Annotated in this window: 18 protein-coding genes; 6 read left to right on the top strand and 12 right to left on the bottom strand. The window is 58.9% G+C overall.

Translation table 11 applies throughout. The features are described 5' to 3' along the window. The first annotated feature begins 1 nt into the window (after position 1). Entirely contained in the window at positions 2–589 is a 588-nt protein-coding gene (locus BM074_RS02010; RefSeq protein WP_027230062.1) for a GNAT family N-acetyltransferase, read from the top strand. Between the two features lie 70 nt (positions 590–659). Continuing rightward, positions 660–3,503 carry an EAL domain-containing protein gene (locus BM074_RS02015; protein WP_244532762.1) on the top strand — a complete coding sequence of 948 codons (2,844 nt, stop codon included), beginning with the start codon at positions 660–662 and terminating at the stop codon, positions 3,501–3,503. Between the two features lie 383 nt (positions 3,504–3,886). On the opposite strand, the gene BM074_RS02020 is transcribed toward BM074_RS02015, so the two are convergent. Then, positions 3,887–4,489 carry a YqgE/AlgH family protein gene (locus BM074_RS02020; protein WP_027230064.1) on the bottom strand — a complete coding sequence of 201 codons (603 nt, stop codon included), beginning with the start codon at positions 4,487–4,489 and terminating at the stop codon, positions 3,887–3,889. 175 nt (positions 4,490–4,664) lie between these two features. Between BM074_RS02020 and BM074_RS02025 the strand changes: the two genes are divergently transcribed. After that, positions 4,665–5,462 carry a protein-disulfide reductase DsbD domain-containing protein gene (locus tag BM074_RS02025; RefSeq protein ID WP_091919429.1) on the top strand — a complete coding sequence of 266 codons (798 nt, stop codon included), beginning with the start codon at positions 4,665–4,667 and terminating at the stop codon, positions 5,460–5,462. Between the two features lie 66 nt (positions 5,463–5,528). Further along, complete coding sequence (locus BM074_RS02030; RefSeq protein WP_027230066.1) at positions 5,529–6,014, top strand: peroxiredoxin; 486 nt, start codon at positions 5,529–5,531, stop codon at positions 6,012–6,014. Between the two features lie 19 nt (positions 6,015–6,033). On the opposite strand, the gene rnhA is transcribed toward BM074_RS02030, so the two are convergent. The 11 genes from rnhA to coxB all read right to left on the bottom strand — a co-directional run bounded on the left by rnhA (position 6,034) and on the right by coxB (position 15,204). Next, entirely contained in the window at positions 6,034–6,501 is a 468-nt protein-coding gene (gene rnhA / locus BM074_RS02035; RefSeq protein WP_027230067.1) for a ribonuclease HI, read from the bottom strand. Then, positions 6,498–7,478, bottom strand: a complete 981-nt coding sequence (locus BM074_RS02040; RefSeq protein WP_091919431.1) for a homoserine kinase — start codon at positions 7,476–7,478, stop codon at positions 6,498–6,500. The genes rnhA and BM074_RS02040 overlap by 4 nt, the downstream gene beginning before the upstream one ends. A gap of 2 nt (positions 7,479–7,480) precedes the next feature. After that, entirely contained in the window at positions 7,481–8,482 is a 1,002-nt protein-coding gene (gene ispH, locus BM074_RS02045) for a 4-hydroxy-3-methylbut-2-enyl diphosphate reductase (protein ID WP_091919432.1), read from the bottom strand. Between the two features lie 51 nt (positions 8,483–8,533). Beyond that, positions 8,534–9,334 (bottom strand): SURF1 family protein, encoded by an 801-nt coding sequence (locus BM074_RS02050; protein WP_091919434.1) that lies wholly within the window; start codon positions 9,332–9,334, stop codon positions 8,534–8,536. Further along, positions 9,327–9,722 (bottom strand): DUF983 domain-containing protein, encoded by a 396-nt coding sequence (locus BM074_RS02055; protein WP_027230070.1) that lies wholly within the window; start codon positions 9,720–9,722, stop codon positions 9,327–9,329. Before BM074_RS02055 ends, BM074_RS02050 begins: the two co-directional genes overlap by 8 nt. Positions 9,723–9,906: 184 nt before the next feature. Continuing rightward, positions 9,907–10,785: a cytochrome c oxidase subunit 3 gene (locus BM074_RS02060; protein WP_027230071.1), complete on the bottom strand. Its 879-nt coding sequence runs from the start codon at positions 10,783–10,785 to the stop codon at positions 9,907–9,909. Between the two features lie 56 nt (positions 10,786–10,841). Beyond that, on the bottom strand, positions 10,842–11,471 hold the full coding sequence (locus BM074_RS02065) for a cytochrome c oxidase assembly protein (RefSeq protein ID WP_228018977.1): 630 nt from the start codon (positions 11,469–11,471) through the stop codon (positions 10,842–10,844). An 11-nt stretch (positions 11,472–11,482) separates the two neighbouring features. Beyond that, a complete protein-coding gene (locus BM074_RS22920) occupies positions 11,483–11,638 on the bottom strand; it encodes a hypothetical protein (protein ID WP_027230073.1) in 156 nt (51 codons plus the stop codon). Next, on the bottom strand, positions 11,635–12,582 hold the full coding sequence (locus BM074_RS02075) for a heme o synthase (protein ID WP_091921377.1): 948 nt from the start codon (positions 12,580–12,582) through the stop codon (positions 11,635–11,637). The genes BM074_RS22920 and BM074_RS02075 overlap by 4 nt, the downstream gene beginning before the upstream one ends. A gap of 82 nt (positions 12,583–12,664) precedes the next feature. Continuing rightward, positions 12,665–14,317 carry a cytochrome c oxidase subunit I gene (gene ctaD, locus BM074_RS02080; protein WP_027230075.1) on the bottom strand — a complete coding sequence of 551 codons (1,653 nt, stop codon included), beginning with the start codon at positions 14,315–14,317 and terminating at the stop codon, positions 12,665–12,667. A 38-nt stretch (positions 14,318–14,355) separates the two neighbouring features. Next, positions 14,356–15,204, bottom strand: a complete 849-nt coding sequence (gene coxB / locus BM074_RS02085; protein WP_036813808.1) for a cytochrome c oxidase subunit II — start codon at positions 15,202–15,204, stop codon at positions 14,356–14,358. Positions 15,205–15,586: 382 nt separating this feature from the next. Between coxB and BM074_RS02090 the strand changes: the two genes are divergently transcribed. Further along, the gene (locus tag BM074_RS02090) at positions 15,587–16,105 is read left to right on the top strand and encodes an invasion associated locus B family protein (protein ID WP_027230076.1); all 519 of its coding nucleotides are present in this window, start codon (positions 15,587–15,589) and stop codon (positions 16,103–16,105) included. A gap of 95 nt (positions 16,106–16,200) precedes the next feature. Next, entirely contained in the window at positions 16,201–17,613 is a 1,413-nt protein-coding gene (gene tldD, locus BM074_RS02095; RefSeq protein WP_091919438.1) for a metalloprotease TldD, read from the top strand. The last annotated feature ends 60 nt before the right edge of the window (positions 17,614–17,673 follow it).

Consider the following 17,673-nt stretch of genomic DNA (forward strand, 5'->3'; position numbering starts at 1 on the left):
AATGATCGCCCTGCCCTTTCTCAAAAGCGTGGCCCCGCCCTTGCAGGGCAAGCGCATTTACCTGCGTCCGCCGACGCTTTCCGACTATCGCGCCTGGGCATCGCTGCGCGCCGAAAGCCGCGAATTTCTCGCGCCATGGGAGCCGCTCTGGGCGGTCGATGATCTGGAGCGCGGCGCATTCCGCCATCGCATTCGCCATTATGACGACGAGGCGGCGGCAGGCACGGCCCATCCGTTCTTTCTCTTCCGCAATACCGACCAGCGCTTGCTCGGCGGCATCACACTTGGCAACATCCGCCGCGGTGTCGGCCAGAATGGCATGATCGGCTACTGGATCGGCGCACCCTTCGCCGGACAGGGGTTCATGCACGAAGCATTGAGCCTGCTCATCCCCTATGCTTTCACCAAGGTGAGGTTGCACCGCCTGGAAGCTGCCTGTATTCCAAGCAATGAAAGATCGATCCGCCTTCTCGAAAAAGCCGGATTTCAGAGAGAAGGACTGCTCCGTTCTTACCTAAAGATAAACGGAATGTGGCAAGATCATCTTCTCTTCGCGCTGATTGAGGATGATGCAAGGGCTGGCAAATGAAAAAGTATCGGTGGCTTTGTTGGGACGACAGATGCTGAAAGGCTTATCGCGGGCTCTGGTCCTCATATTCATGCTGCTCGCGGCCCATACCGCCGCCAATGCCTTCGAAACAATCAAGATCACCAAGGAAAGCACGGCGCTCGACCTGTCGAAGGCCGTTGAGGTCTATCGGAACCAGGGCGAGACGTTCCAGATTTCAACGGCACCCGGTACGGACGGCATCGTTCGGCGTATCGAGGTGCAGGCAAACGACAAGCGTTCGACCGGCGACTGGGCGGCCTTTTCGCTCGCCAATCCGACCGACGAACAGATCGACCGGCTGATCGTCGCGCCGCATTTCCGTCTTGTCGGATCGCGCTTCATCTGGCCCGACCTCGGTTCGACACGCATCACGTCGATTACCCCCAGCGAAGGCTTCGCCCTCGACCGGCAGGCAAGCGACGACGCGGATATTTTCCTGATCACGCTCAACCCGGGTTCGGTTATCACCCTTGTCGCGGAGCTTGCTTCTCCCAACCTGCCACAGGTTTATGTGTGGGAGCCGAATGCCTATAAGGATACGGTCAATTCCTATACGCTCTACCGCGGCATTCTGCTTGGTATTGCCGGCTTGCTCGCGCTGTTCCTGACGATCCTTTTCGTCGTCAAGGGTACCTCGCTGTTCCCGGCGACGGCAGCCCTCGCCTGGGCGGTTCTTGCCTATATCTGCGTCGATTTCGGCTTCTGGAGCAAGCTCATCGAAATCGCGCCGGGCAACGAACAAATGTGGCGGGCGGGCACCGAAGTAGCGCTGGCCGCGACGCTCGTGATCTTCCTTTTCACCTATCTCAACCTCAATCGCTGGCACGATAATTTCAGCTATGGCGCGCTGACCTGGATTCTCGGTCTCGGCATCGTCTCCGGCGTCGCGATCTTCGACCCGCCGATTGCAGCCGGCATCGCCCGCTTTTCCTTTGCGCTGACCATCATAGCCGGCACAATCCTGATCGGATTCTTCTCGTTCCGGAGCTATGACCGGGCGATCATGCTCATCCCGACGTGGATCCTGCTCCTGGTCTGGCTGATGGGCAGCTGGCTTACCGTTGCCGGCATTCTTGCCAACGACATCATCCAGCCCGCCCTCGCAGGCGGCCTCGTCCTCATCGTGCTCCTGATCGGCTTTACGGTCATGCAGCACGCTTTTTCCGGAGGCGCGTTGCAGCAGGGGCTCTTCTCCGATGTCGAGCGGCAGGCGCTCGCCATCATCGGTTCGGGCGATATCGTCTGGGATTGGGACGTGCCGCGCGACCGCGTTGTCACGACGCCTGACCTGACCAATTTCCTCGGAGCGTCGGCAAGTTCCTTGCACGGGGCCGTGCGCAATTGGCTGCCGATGCTGCATTCCGACGACCGCGACCGTTTCCGGACTACGCTCGACGTCATTCTCGAGAACCGTCGCGGTCGCATCTCCCAGACCTTCCGCCTGCGCGCCAACGACGGTCATTACTACTGGTATTCCTTGAAGGCGCGCCCGGTCATCGGTTCGGATGGTGAGATCGTACGCTGCGTCGGCACCCTGATTGACGTTACCGAACAGAAGAAGGCGGAGGAGCGGCTGCTCCACGATGCCGTCCACGATAATCTGACCGGCCTTCCCAACCGCGAACTTTTCCTGGATCGCCTCGGCTCGGTGATCACCATGGCGCAAACGGAAAGCAAAATTCGCCCGACGGTGTTCATCATCGACATCGATCGCTTCAAGCAGGTAAATGACGGCCTCGGCCTCTCTGCCGGCGACACCTTCCTGCTGACCATATCGCGCCGCCTGCACCGCCTGCTACGCCCACAGGATACGCTGAGCCGCCTCTCTGCAGACCAGTTCGGCCTGATCCTCGTATCGGAAAGCGAGCCCGCCAAGATTGCCGCCTTCGCCGATGCGGTGAAGCAGGCGATCCGCGCGCCCATCGCCTTTGCCAAGCGCGAGATTGTTCTTACCGCATCGCTCGGCCTGATCACATGGACGAGCGGCAGCGCCGCCTCGCCGGAGGATCTCGTGAAGGATGCCGAGCTGGCGATGTACCAGGCGAAACGCTTTGGCGGCGACCGCATCGAGCCCTTCCGTCCGGCCTTCCGCGCGGTCGGAAGCGATCGCCTTCAGCTTGAATCGGACCTGCGGCGCGCGCTGGAACGACGTGAAATCCATATGGCCTATCAGCCGATCGTGCGCCTCGATGACAACAGCATAGCCGGCTTTGAAGCGCTCATGCGCTGGGATCATCCGCGCCGCGGATCGATCCCGCCGTCAGAGTTCATTCCCGTCGCGGAAAGTTCCGGCCTCATCGTCCAGCTCGGCCTCTTTGCGATGCAAAAAGCTGCCGAAGATCTCGTCAATTGGCGCCGCACCCTCGGTGCGACACCGCTCTTCGTCTCGGTCAATATTTCGAGCAGCCAGTTGATCCGCCAGGATCTCATCGATGACGTCCGCTCGGTCCTGCTGCAGACGCAGATCGAGCCAAGCAGCCTGAAGCTCGAGCTCACAGAATCTCTGATGATGGAAAATCCGGAGCGCTCCGGCTATGTGCTTTCCAGCATCAAGGCAATGGGCGTCGGCGTCTCGCTCGATGATTTCGGCACCGGCTATTCTTCGCTTTCCTATCTCACGTCATTCCCGTTCGATATGATCAAGATCGACCGTTCGTTCCTCAAGGCCGATCAGCCGCAAAAGGTGACGTTGCTGCGCTCGATGATCAGCATGGCGCATGACCTCGGTCTTGCCGTCGTGTCGGAAGGTATCGAAAATGAAAGCGATGCGCTGCAATTGCGCCAGATGGGCTGCGAATATGCGCAGAGCTTCATGTTCAGCCCGCCTTTGACGCTCGACGTCGCCACCAAGCTTCTGCGCGAACAGTTCCAGCAGTCGAAGGCTGCGTCGTAAGACTAAAAGCGGGCTTGGAATTGGCGAATAGACTGCTATTATTCGTAACTGGAGCGTGGGGCGAGCTTTCGCCCGCCCCACCTTTACCTTAGGTAATCAATCGAACCCGGATGCAGACTTGCCAGCCCGTCCGGGTTCTTTTGATTTCAAAGGTAATAGTCAGTGGCAAAAACCACATGCCTATTCTCCGAGTTTGAGAGCAAGGCCGTTGCCACGGTCGGGAGGCCCATTGTCCCGATGCACCAGCTGGCTTGATGCTGCTACTTGGCTCTCGCTTTCATTGATTGCTTGGATTTGGATTCCTAACAAGAAATGCAGGGTTGAATCCCTTGCTGTATCGCGTTGCAGCGCGACAGAAAAAATGTCAAAACCGATAGGTTAATTTAGGCGTGGCCGGCGACCGTGGCGAGGCGCGACGGATCGATACCCATATAGGCGAGCAGCCGATCATAGGTGCTGTCAATGTTCGGATCGAAGAGCAGATCGTGCGGCGCCTGGCAAGTAAGCCAGCCATTATTGGCGATCTCGTTTTCGAGCTGGCCGGAGGCCCATCCCGAATAACCCAAGGTCATCAATGCCTTGCGGGGACCACGTCCGCCTGAGATGGCGCGCAGGATGTCGACCGTTCCCGTCAAGCAGAGTTCCTCGGCAACGGGCATTGTGGAATCCGTAAGATAGTCGTCGGAATGGAGGACGAAGCCGCGGCGCACTTCGACGGGCCCGCCGTTGCGGACGAGGAAATCGCGCGTTCTGTCCGGCATCATGATGACTTGCTGCTCATCGAGCACGCCAAGCTGCACCAAAATTTCCGCAAATTCCATTTCTTGGGCGCGATTGATGATGAGACCCATCGCGCCATTTTCCGAGTGGGCGCAGATGTAGATAACCGAGCGCGCAAAACGGCTGTCTTCCATCCCCGGCATGGCGAGAAGGAATTGTCCATTCAGAAAACCGGCTTCGTTGGTCGCGTCTCTCAAGTTTCCCATAAGAATAAGGGTACCAAGGATTCTATAAATGACAACGCCCAATGGTAACGAATTGTAAACGACAGCGGTTACCGGGAAGAAAAGTTTGGCTGAACACGACTTCGTCACACAGATATGATGGGCAAATCCCCTCATCTCCTTGATCGCAACGAAAAGCATTGTAATTGTCGCCGCCATGAAAACAAAATTCCTTTACCTCGTTGCCTCATTGCTCTTCGCTCTTCCGGCAGCCGCTGCCAGTTCAGACTGGACCAGCACGCCCGGCGGCAAGGTCCGCGTCATCGTCGACAATCCTGCGGTCGGTACCCCGGAGGTCCGCGGCGCCATCCAGATCAATCTCGATCCGGGCTGGAAAACCTATTGGAAGGAACCGGGTGACGCAGGCGTGCCCCCGGAACTCGATCTCACCGCGAGCAGCAACATCAAAGCCTATGCGCTTGCCTTCCCGACGCCGCACCGTTTCGCCGATGGAGGCACGCAGTGGGCCGGGTACAAGAAGCCCGTGTCACTCCCGTTCACGCTGACGCTGGAAGACCCAGCCAAGCCGGCCCATCTCAAGGGGCACGCCTTCCTCGGCATATGCGAAACAATCTGCATTCCCGTCACGGCCGAGTTCGATATTGCCATCGACGGTACGCCGAGCGACCCGCTGACCAAAGCGCAGATATCGACCGCATTTGATCAATTGCCGGCACCAGCATCGGCGGAATTCGGCGTTCGAGCCGTCACGCGCGACAATGACCATCTTGATTTCACGGCTGATCTTGCGGCGGGCAGCGAAGAGATCGATTTATTCGTGGCTGCGGAAGGCGGGGCCAATTTCGGCATGTCGAAATTGAAGAGCCGCGACGACAAAAGCGCCGTCTTTGCCGTGCCGCTCGTTTCGGGCGCACAGGCAAAGCCTGGCCTCCTCTACTATACGCTGGTGCAGGGCGACAAGTCGGTATCCGGAACAATTCCCTTCAAGGAATAGCTCGACTTTTCACCATCCGCACCCTATCTGCGATAGGCCTTTGCGCAATCTCAAGAGGAGCGATTCATGACTATCAAGGTAGGCGAACGTTTGCCCGATGCCACATTCAAGACCAAGACCGATGAGGGCGTCAGCGAAGTACGCTCCGACAGCCTGTTCAAGGGCAAGAAGGTCGTTCTCTTTGCCGTTCCAGGTGCCTTCACGCCCACATGCAGCATGAACCACCTCCCCGGTTATCTCGAAAACCGCGACGCTATTCTCGCGAAGGGCGTCGATAGCATCGTCGTCGTCGCCGTGAACGATCCGCACGTCATGGGCGCCTGGGCCAAAGCGACCAACGGCGAAGGCAAGATCCAGTATCTGTCGGATGGAAATGCGACCTTCACCAAGGCCGTCGGCCTCGATATCGATCTTGCCGCCGGCAATATGGGCGTGCGCTCGAAGCGCTATTCCATGCTCGTCGAGGACGGCGTCGTCAAGGAACTCAACATCGAGGAAGCGCCTGGACAGGCCGTTACATCGAGCGCTGCAACCCTGCTCGGGCAGCTCTGATCTTACGGCTGCGAGGGCTTTACCGGCCCTCGCCTCCTTGGACCACCGGCTTGCGCTTGAACGGAGCCATGCCCGCCCGCGCCAGTTCATCGGCGCGCTCGTTTTCCGGGTGGCCGGCGTGCCCCTTTACCCAATGCCACACGACCTTGTGTCGCTTGCGCGCCTCATCAAGCTGCTGCCAAAGCTCGGCGTTCTTTACCGGCTTCTTGGCCGCCGTCTTCCAGCCATTGCGCTTCCAGCCTTCGATCCAGCCTGAAATACCGTCGCGCACATAGACTGAGTCCGTATAGAGATCGACGTGGCAAGGTTCCTTCAGCGCGCTCAGCGCCGCAATCGCCGCCATGAGTTCCATGCGGTTGTTGGTTGTGTCGGCCTCGCCGCCGGAAAGTTCTTTTTCGTTGCCATTCCAGCGCAGGACAGCGCCCCAGCCACCCGGGCCAGGATTGCCGGAACAAGCGCCGTCGGTGAACGCTTCGATATCCTTCATGCGCGTTGTCCTTCGAGGACCAGCCCGTATTCCTCGGCGGACTTGATCTGACGATGAAACCGCATGCGGCGCAGATACTCCATCGGGTCCTTCTTGACGACGAGGCTGCCCTCGGGCGTGTTCAGCCAGTCATAGAGGCGGGTCAGCATGAAGCGCAGGGCCGAGCCACGCGCAAGAATCGGCAGGCTTGCCGCCTCGTCGGCCGAAAGCGGCCGGATGGAATTATAGCCGCGCAGCAGCGCAGTACCCTTGGTGAGGTTGAACGCATTGTCCTTTTCGAAGCACCACGCGTTGAGACACACCGCGACGTCGTAGGCGAGAAGGTCGGTGCAGGCGAAATAGAAGTCGATGAGGCCGGAAAGCTTGTTGCCGAGAAAAAAGACATTATCCGGAAAAAGGTCGGCGTGGATGACGCCGTGCGGAAGGTGCGATGGCCAGTTCGCCTCGAAGAACGCGAGATCGGCTTCGGTTTCGCTGGCAAGGCCGGGTTCCACTCCATCCGCTCCTGCCCTGGAATTCTCCCAGAGCGGCCGCCAGCCTTCGACCGAGAGCGCGTTCTTCCGCCGCATGGGGAAATCCTCTCCCGCAATGTGCATCCGCGCTAGCGCCTCGCCAAGCGCGAAGCAATGCTGCACCGTCGGGCGGCGCATCCACATGCCTTCAAGGAAGGTAACGATCGCGGCGGGGCGGCCGGCAAGCTCGCCAATGCTTGAACCGGATTTCTGGTTCACGGGCAATGGACAACTGATCCCCTTGCCCGCGAGATGGCGCATGAGACCGAGAAAGAACGGCAGGTCGTGGCTGTTCACCCGCTTCTCGTAAAGCGTCAGAATGAACGAGCCTGCACTTGTGTGCAGGAGATAGTTCGAATTCTCGACACCTTCGGCAATGCCCTTATAGGAGAGCAGCTCGCCGATCTCATAGTCCTTGAGAAAATGCGCCAGGTCGATTTCGTTGATGTCGGTGTAGACGGCCATGATCAGCGGCTTCCGTTGACGAAGGCCATGTCGAGGCTTGTCAGTTCCACGTCACGCAGATCGCGCATGACGTGGAAGTTTTCGGTCTCGATGGTCGTTTCAGCAAGTTCGATGGACACGGTGTAGCGTTCCGAAAAGAATTGAATGATTTCGTCGACGATGATTTCAGGAGCCGAGGCGCCGGCGGAAAGTCCGACCACGGATATGTCGCCAACCTGGTCCCACTCGATGTCCGAGGCGCGTTGCACCAGCATCGAGTGGCTTGCGCCCGAACGCTCCGCGACTTCGACGAGCCGCTTCGAATTGGATGAATTCGGCGCGCCGACAACGAGGAAGAGGTCGCATCCCGGCGCCGCCGCTTTCACCGCGTCCTGGCGGTTGGTGGTTGCATAGCAGATGGATTCGGCGGCCGGTGCCATCAAGGCTGGAAAACGCTGCTGCAGGGTAGCAATAATTCCGGCGGTGTCGTCCACCGACAGCGTTGTCTGCGTCACGAAGCCGAGATTGTCCGGATCGACGGGCATGTAAGCCTCGGCGTCCTCGATCGTTTCGATCAGCGTAACGGCGCCTTCCGGCAGTTGGCCCATCGTTCCGATAACCTCCGGATGGCCGGAGTGACCGACCAGGATCACGTGCCGGCCGAGGCGCTGATGCCGCATCGCCTGCTTGTGCACCTTGGAGACCAGTGGACAGGTGGCGTCGAGATAAAAGAGGTTCTTGTTCTGCGCATCCGCGGGAACAGATTTAGGCACGCCGTGGGCGGAAAAGACCACGGGCTGGTCGCGATGTTCCGCTGGGATTTCGTCGAGTTCCTCGACGAATACGGCGCCCCGGGCCTGCAGGCCCTCGACCACATAGCGGTTGTGCACGATTTCGTGGCGCACATAGACCGGTGCGCCGTATTTTTTTAGAGCCAGAACCACGATCTGGATCGCCCTGTCCACCCCGGCGCAAAATCCGCGCGGTCCGCAAAGGCGGATTGTCAGCGGTCTCTTCTCAGGCATCTTTATCGTCTCGCGGAACCGGTTGAAATGCTACTTGGACTTGGGCGGCAATCAGCGGGAAGTCAAGTCGGAAGACGATGCTCCATCGACAGCCGTCTTGTTTTCCGCTGGGAGTTTATAGCGTCGCCGCAGCGAGATTGCCAAAATTACGACCAGGGTTGCCGCAAGGCCATACCAGGTGACGGCATATTGCAAGTGGCTGTTGGGCAGATCGATGATCGTGACCCCGCCGACCGGCGCACCACCCGGGTTGGGCGTCTTGTCGGCGTCGATGAAGAAGGGCACGAGCTTTTCCTTGCCGATCCCCGACTGCGAGGCCATCGTCGCGAGGTCTTTCCAGTAGTAGATATTGGCGGAAAGATCATTGTCCGGAACAAGCGAGGACGGCTTGGCATCCAGCGGGTTGCGGGCAAGGCCGGTTATCGTCACCCGACCCTCGACCTCGCCCGCTGGGCGCGTTGCCGGTTCCTTCCGGTCGTAGGGCACGAAGCCGCGATTGACGAAAACCGTGCGGCCGTCATCAAGCAGCAGCGGCGTATAAACGTAAAAGCCGGAATAACCCTCATAGGTCGCGAAGAAATGCCGCTCCTTGTCGTTCAGCAGCCGGCCGGCAACCTTGACGGTGCGGTAATCGACATCCTGACCTTCGTTCCAAACCTTTTCGATTTCGGCGAGCGGAACTGGTGCGGCATGGGTCCGCGCTTCGATCTCCGCAAGGAGACCTTCCTTCCAGTAGAGCCGTTCGACCTGCCACGTGCCGAGCGCCACGAGAATTGCGAAGAGCACTGCGCCAAGGATAAGCGTGATCCAGGGAAATCTTGGGCGGTCCGCCGCTACGTATGTCTTACTCATGAGCGGTCGGGCGGTCGAGCCGTCCCTCGGCGGCCTTGTGCTTGTACTGGAGGGCGATGAGAATGCCCTTCATCCAGCGAAGCGTGGCGAGACAAAGCACGAGTGCTAGCGGTATCCACAGGATGAAATGGACCCAGAGCGGCGGGTCGATATTGACCTCCATCCACAGGGCAAGGCCAACCACGATGAAGCCGATCAGCAGCATGACCAGGACGGCCGGCCCCTCGCCCGTATCGATGAATGAATAATCGAGACCGCAATTGGTGCATCGCGGAGCGGGCTTTACAAATCCATCGAACAATTTGCCCTGGCCGCAACGCGGGCATTTGGCCTTGATGCCAGCCACGATCGGATCGGTCGGCGGGTAAAGGGCTGTGTCTTCGTTCATTGAAATCTGCGCTCGAAGGATTGTTTCAGTTGGCGTTGTGATCGGCACAAGCGTCCAGATTAAGGCCACGGCGATTAGTGACGCCGTTTGGTTGATCTGTCCAGAAGCCAAGTTGAAGCACATCCCAAAGAAAAGGGCGGGCCATGTCGCCATGCCCGCCCCTTCATGTCTCGACAGATGCCGCTTATTCGACGGCCATCGGTGCGCCCCAACCGGCCCATACATAGATGGAGAAGAAGAGGAACAGCCAGACGACGTCAACGAAGTGCCAGTACCAGGCTGCAGCTTCGAAGCCGAAATGCTTCTGCGGGGTGAAGTCGCCGCGGATCGAGCGCAACAGGCAGACCGCCAGGAAGATCGTGCCGATGATGACGTGGAAACCATGGAAGCCGGTCGCCATGAAGAAGGTCGCGCCGTAAATCGAATCCTTGAAGGCGAACGGTGCGTGCACATATTCGTAGGCCTGCACGAAGGTGAAGAGCATGCCGAGCAGAACCGTCAGGGTGAGGCCCGTGATGAGGCCCTTGCGGTCATTGTGGATGAGCGCATGGTGCGCCCAGGTAACGGTGGTTCCCGAAAGCAGCAGGATGATCGTGTTGTAGAGCGGCAGATGCAGCGGATCGATCACCTCGATGCCCTTGGGCGGCCAGATGCCACCGGTAAAGGCGGTACGGGCGACCTGCTCGACCTCGCCCGGGAATAGGCTTGCGTCGAAGAAGGCCCAGAACCAGGCAACGAAGAACATCACCTCCGAGGCGATGAACATGATCATGCCGTAGCGCAGGTGCAGTTGGACAACGCGGGTATGATGGCCCTGCTTGCTCTCCTTGATCGTATCCGACCACCAGCCGTACATCGTGTAAAGGATGATCACGAGACCGATGAGGAAAATCCATGGGCTCGTCAGGTTGGCCCTGAACAGCACGAGTTCACCGCCGGCGTGGTAGCGCATGAATGCGATACCGCCGAGGGCCAGGACGAAGGCACCGACCGATCCGAGGAACGGCCACGGACTTGGATCGATGATGTGGTAGTCGTGATGTTTCTGGTGTGCTTCGGCCATTCTAACCCCCGCAATTTCTGTTCATCTGTAAGACACCGGCGAGAGCCGGCGCAAGTTCAAAGCTGTCCTGACCCGTTCTCTTTCTTGACATCGGTATTGGCGGCAAGCGGGGCCGGCATTGCGATGGGGAAGAACGTGTAGGACAGGGTGATGGTATTGACGCCCTTCAGTTCGGGCGCGTTGACAATGTCCGGATCGACGAAGAAGACGACCGGCATTTCAAGGTCTTCGCCAGGCTTGAGCACCGTATCGGTGAAGCAGAAGCACTCGACCTTGTTGAAATAGGCGCCGGCGGCCTGCGGCGTAACGTTGAAAGCCGCGCGTCCGGCCGTCGGCTTGTCCGCGATGCTCTTTGCCTCGTACTTGATCAACGAAGTCTCACCGATCTTCATCGTGACTTCGCGCTGCACGGGCTCAAATTTCCACGGCAGGGCGCCGGAGGTGTTCGCATCGAAGCGGACCGTGATCGTCTTGTCGAGAATCGTGTCGGACATCTGTTCGACTCGTTGCGTCGTCCCGCCATATCCGGTCACCTGGCAGAACATCGCGTAGAGCGGAACCGCCGCAAAGGCCATGCCAACCATGCCGAAGAAGAAAGCAAGGCACGAAATCGCGATCGTGCGATCCGAAACCTTCCGCTTCCGCCCGGTTGGCGCATCTGCGCTCTTTACGGTTTCCTCAGACATTGAACCACTCATTACATCGGCCGGATCAGGATGTTGGCGCCGAGCTTCGCCCAGGTGCCGACATAGACGATGATGACAAAAGCAGCGAGCGCCAGCGCAAGTGCGATAGAACGGCTGCGCTGCGCCTTCTTCTGCTTGTCGGTTAGGGTCACGCGATCGTTGCTCATATCAGGCCTGCCAATAGTAGTGCTTTGCGCACGAGAATTTCGCCGAGAAGGACAGCATAGATTCCGAAGAGATAGAGGATGGAGAAGGCGAACATCTTCTTTGCCGGCTTGATCATGTCCTTGCCCACCGGCGCCCGCCATACCCGCCAGGCATAGACGATGAAAGCGACGCCCATGGCCGCGGCGAAAAGGCCGTAGGCCGGGCCGGCGAAGCCCATGATCCATGGCAGAACCGCAACGGGCGCAACGAGGAGCGTATAGAGAAAAATCTGGAACTTGGTCGATGCCGGACCCATCACATTCGGCATCATCGGGATCTTCGCTTTTTCATAGTCGTCCGACATGAACAGCGACAGCGCCCAGAAATGCGGCGGCGTCCACAAAAAGATGATCATGAACAGCACGATGCTTTCCATGCTCACCGAATTGGTAACGCAAGCCCAGCCGATCATGGGCGGGAATGAACCGGCGGCGCCGCCGATAACGATGTTCTGCGGCGTCGAACGCTTCAGCCACATCGTATAGACGACCGCATAGAAGAATATCGTAAAGGCCAGCAGGAGTGCCGAAAGCACATTGATGAAAAGGCCGAGCGTGACGACCGAAAACGCCGAGAGCAACAGGCCGAAGGTCAGCACTTCCTGGCGGCTGATACGCCCGGCGGGAATCGGCCGCTTGGCCGTGCGCTTCATCACGGCATCGATATCGGCGTCGTACCACATGTTGAGCGCGCCCGAGGCGCCTGCCCCGACGGCGATACAAAGAATGGCTATGCCCGCAAGGACCGGATTGATATGTCCCGGCGCCGCCAGCAAGCCGACAAGCGCGGTGAAGACCACGAGCGACATAACCCGCGGCTTGAGCAGCACGACATAATCCGACGCACTGGCCTCCGAAAGGCCGATGCTCGTATCCATGCTCGCGTTTTTCTCAACCAATGCCATTTGTTCGTTCTTGCTGCAGTCCGATAGATTGTCGTCAGGGCCATCCGGACCACTACCATGAATGGTCCGGACAGCCATTGTCTTACTTGATACGCGGGAGCTGTTCCCACTGATGGAACGGCGGCGGCGAAGAAAGCTGCCATTCCAGCGTGGTCGCACCGACGCCCCATGGGTTTGCCCCTGCCTCACGCTTCTTGGCAAAAGCCTCGAAGACACCGAAGAGGAAGATCAGCACGGCAACACCGGAAATGTACGAACCGATCGACGATACTTCGTTCCAGCCGGCAAAGGCGACCGGATAGTCGATGTAGCGGCGCGGCATGCCGGCAAGGCCGAGGAAGTGCTGCGGGAAGAACACGAGGTTCACGCCGATGAACATCACCCAGAAGTGCGTGTTGGCGATCGCGTGGTTGTACATATAGCCCGTCATCTTCGGGAACCAGTAGTACCAGCCGGCGAAGATACCGAACACGGCGCCGAGCGAAAGCACGTAGTGGAAGTGTGCGATCACGTAGTAGGTGTCGTGCATGGCGCGGTCGAGACCGGCATTGGCGAGCTGGACGCCCGTCACGCCGCCAATGGTGAAGAGGAAGATGAACCCGATCGCCCAGATCATCGGCGGCTTGAATTCGATCGAGCCGCCCCACATCGTTGCGATCCACGAGAAGATCTTCACGCCCGTCGGCACGGCGATGACCATCGTCGCGAAGACGAAGTAACGCTGGGTCTCGAGCGAGAGACCCACGGTGTACATGTGGTGCGCCCAGACGATGAAGCCGACGACGCCGATGGCAACCATTGCGTAGGCCATGCCGAGGTAGCCGAAGATAGGCTTCTTCGAGAAGGTCGAGACAATGTGGCTGATGATGCCGAAGGCCGGCAGGATCATGATGTAAACTTCCGGATGACCGAAGAACCAGAACAGATGCTGGAACAGCAGCGGATCGCCGCCGCCTTCAGGCGAGAAGAAGGTCGTGCCGAAATTGCGGTCGGTCAGAAGCATGGTGATGCCGCCAGCCAGAACCGGCAGAGCCAGGAGCAGCAGGAAGGCGGTAATCAGCACCGACCAGGCAAAGAGCGGCATCTTGTGCAACGTCATGCCCGGAGCGCGCATGTTAAAGATCGTGGTGATGAAATTGATCGCACCGAGGATCGAGGACGCACCGGCGATATGCAGCGAAAGGATCGCGAAATCCATCGCCGGCCCGGGCTGGCCCGTGGTCGAATAGGGCGGATAGATCGTCCAGCCGCCACCGGTGCCGTAGCCACCGGCAGGACCCGGAACGAACATCGACAGGATGAGGAGCAGGAGCGCTGGCGGGAGCAGCCAGAACGAAATGTTGTTCATGCGCGGGAACGCCATGTCCGGCGCACCGATCATGATCGGCACCATCCAGTTGGCAAAGCCGCCGATGAGCGCCGGCATGACCATGAAGAAGATCATGATAAGGCCGTGCGCCGTCGAGAAGACGTTATACATCTGCTTGGCGCCATCGATGGCGGCGTCGCCTTCATAGCCATAGACCATGGACGCAAGGCCATGGAAAATCTGGATGCCGGGCTGTTGCAGCTCGGCGCGCATGGCGATCGAAAGAGAACCGCCAATGAGACCGGCCACGATCGCGAAGATCAGATACAGCGTACCGATATCCTTGTGGTTGGTCGAATAAACCCAACGCGTCCAGCCTGTCGGCTTGTGAGCGTCGTGGGCTTCGTGAGCTGCAGAACCTGCCATCAAAGTGCTCCCGTTCCTAATCTAGTGCGTCAGCCAGCTCAGTTGCCGGCGACGTTCACGTTCTTGTCTGCATCGATTTTCGCGGTCAACGCCTTGTATGCGCCCGGAAGATCCTTTCCGGCAGCGGCGAACCACGTATCGTATTGTTGCTGCGAGACCACATGGATCGCAATCGGCATGTAGGCATGGTCCTTGCCGCAGATCTGCGAGCACTGACCGTAGTAGAGGCCTTCCTTTTCAGCCTTGAACCAGGTCTCGTTGCTGCGGCCGGTGACGGCATCCATCTTCACGCCGAAGGCCGGCATGGAGAAGGAATGGATCACGTCGGCGCCGGTGACGAGAAGGCGGACCGTGGTATTGACCGGCACGACCATCTCGTTGTCGACGGCGAGGAGATATGGGAAAGCTTCGCGATCTTCCTTGCCGAGGGTGGGGCGGTCGGCATCCTTCAGAAGCACCGAATCGAACGAAACCGGCGCCTCACCGGCCTGATATTCATAGCCCCAATACCACTGGTAGCCGGTCGCCTTGATCGTCAGCTTGGGCTCTTCTGGAGAATATTGGGCTGTCAGGAGCTGGAAAGAGGGAATTGCCAGGAAAAGCAGGATGACGACTGGTCCAACCGTCCACACGATCTCGACGGCCGTGTTGTGGCTGGTCTTCGAGGGAACCGGATTGGCGCTCGCACGATAGCGAATCATGACCCAGGCCAGAAGCACCATCACGAACAGCGTAATCGGGACGATAAACCATAAAGTATAGCGCTCGAACCAGACGATCTGCTCCATGATGCCGGTAGCAGCGGGTTGGAACGTCATCTGCCAGGGCTCGGGCTTTGCTGCATGAGCAGCTGTTCCAGCACCGAGCAGGCCACCCAGGACACCCATCAGCGTGACAAAATTCTTCTTCACCTAGAAATCTCCCGAATGAAGCTTTGATTCCATACGATAACACCGGGCGCAGGAAGGCCCGGTCATATGCCGCGTTCAAACCACACATTAGCTTACATCGCAAGGAAGGCGAACGTGATCTCATGCGGCATTTTTGCGCGCAGCTTTCCATTGCGGAGGCACACGGCGGCTTGAACGGGCATGTTTTTTCGCATCCGCCGCGTTTTTGCTGCCCAAGGCATAAAAGGGCTCACAATCCGGCCATTATTGCATTACACGACACATTGATGGCCGCTCTATGCTGGGGAGTGTTGGTGCGGCATTCTTTTCATCTTCGACGGGTAGGTTTAACGTCTGGATGATTCGTTTTGGAGCCTATATGTCGTTTTTTCCGCTACGCAGCATCGCCATCGGCCTGCTTACCCTGTCGTTGACCGCCCTTGCGGGCACTGCCATGGCAGCGCAGCAGAGCGGTACGGTCAAATCCACGCACGGAGCATGGTCGATCCTTTGCGATACGCCCGCAGGCGCCAAATCCGAACAGTGCGCTCTCATACAGAATGTCGTCGCCGCCGACCGGCCCGAAATGGGCCTCTCCGTCGTCGTGCTGAAGACTGCGGACAACAAGGCTAAAATCCTGCGGGTGCTCGCGCCCCTCGGCGTCCTCTTGCCCAACGGGCTCGGCCTCAATGTCGATGGCAAGGACATCGGCCGCGCCTATTTCGTGCGCTGCTTCGAAGATGGCTGTTATGCAGAAGTCATACTCGAAGACCAACTGGTCCAGACATTGAAGACCGGCAAGGCCGCAACCTTCATTGTATTCCAGACGCCCGAGGAAGGCATCGGCATTCCCGTCGAGCTCAACGGGTTTGGCGAAGGCTTCGACGCCCTTCCATAGTCGGCTCATATCAACAAACACGCGCGTCTTGTACTTGTCGTGGGACGATGAATGGCCTACATGCCGTTCATGTATTTTGAAACGGACGTTTTATTATGAAAAGCCTTATCGACAGTTTTGATGTGCCCCGTGAAAAAGTCCTTGAAACGGTCAAGAAAAGCCTTGCCGGCGCCGACGATGGCGAACTGTTTCTCGAGTACAGAGAATCGGAAGGCCTTGTCTTCGACAATGGCCGCCTGAAGAACGGGTCTTTCAATCAGGATCAGGGCTTTGGCCTGCGCGCCGTTGCTGGTGAAGGCGTCGGCTATGCTCACGCGGGCGAGTTGTCGCTTGGTGCCCTGAAGCGCGCCGCGGATGCCGCATCCGCGATCCGTACCGGCTATGCCGGCACCTATACCGCTGCCCCACCCGGAACCAATCGCAGCCTCTATAGCGACGAAAATCCGCTCGGGTCGCCGACATTCGAGGCGAAAGTCAAGTTGCTGCAGGAGATCGACGCCTACCTTCGCGACAAGGATCCCAAGGTTCGACAGGTCTCGGTCTCGCTCGCTGGGTCGTGGCAGCAGGTCGAGATTTTGCGCGCCGACGGCCATTTCGTGCGCGACATACGCCCGATGGTCCGCCTCAACGTCAGTGTCGTCGTCGGTGAAGGTGACCGCCAGGAAAGCGGATCGTTCGGCACCGGCGGCCGCAAAGGTTTTGGCGAGTTCATCGCGACCGACAAATGGCATCACGCCGCGGACGAAGCACTGCGACAGGCGCTCGTTAATCTCGAAGCCATCCCCGCCCCCGCCGGCACCATGGATATCGTGCTTTCGAGTGGTTGGCCCGGCGTCATGCTGCATGAAGCTGTCGGCCATGGCCTTGAAGGCGATTTCAATCGCAAGAAGACGTCCGCCTTTGCCGGACTGCTCGGACAGCGGGTCGCCTCCAAGGGCGTCACCGTGGTCGATGACGGGACCATTGCGGAACGGCGCGGATCATTGACGATCGACGACGAGGGCATGCCGACCAACAAGACGGTGCTGATCGAAGACGGCATTCTCGTCGGCTACATGCAGGACCGGCAGAACGCCCGTCTCATGGGCATGCAACCGACCGGCAATGGCCGGCGCGAATCCTACGCGCACGTGCCGATGCCACGCATGACCAACACCTATATGCTCGACGGCGACAAGACGCCCGAGGAAATCATCGCTTCGGTCAAGAAGGGTATCTACGCCGTCTCGTTCGGCGGCGGTCAGGTGGATATCACCTCCGGCAAATTCGTCTTCGGTTGCACCGAGGCCTATCTGATCGAGAATGGCAAGGTCGGTGCGCCGATCAAGGGCGCCATGCTGATCGGCAACGGACCGGACGCGATGCAGCGCATCTCGATGATCGGCAATGACCTGCAGCTTGATACCGGAATGGGCATGTGCGGCAAGGCGGGGCAGTCGGTCCCCGTCGGCGTCGGCCAACCGCATCTGCGTATGGACCAGATGACGGTCGGCGGCACCTCGGTTTAACCGGCCTTTATCGCCTAGATGTGGACAGGCAAGATTCACCCTCTGTCCGGCAGGACAGAG

The sequence above is a fragment of the Phyllobacterium sp. CL33Tsu genome (genome assembly GCF_900113985.1).
Classification (GTDB): domain Bacteria; phylum Pseudomonadota; class Alphaproteobacteria; order Rhizobiales; family Rhizobiaceae; genus Phyllobacterium; species Phyllobacterium pellucidum.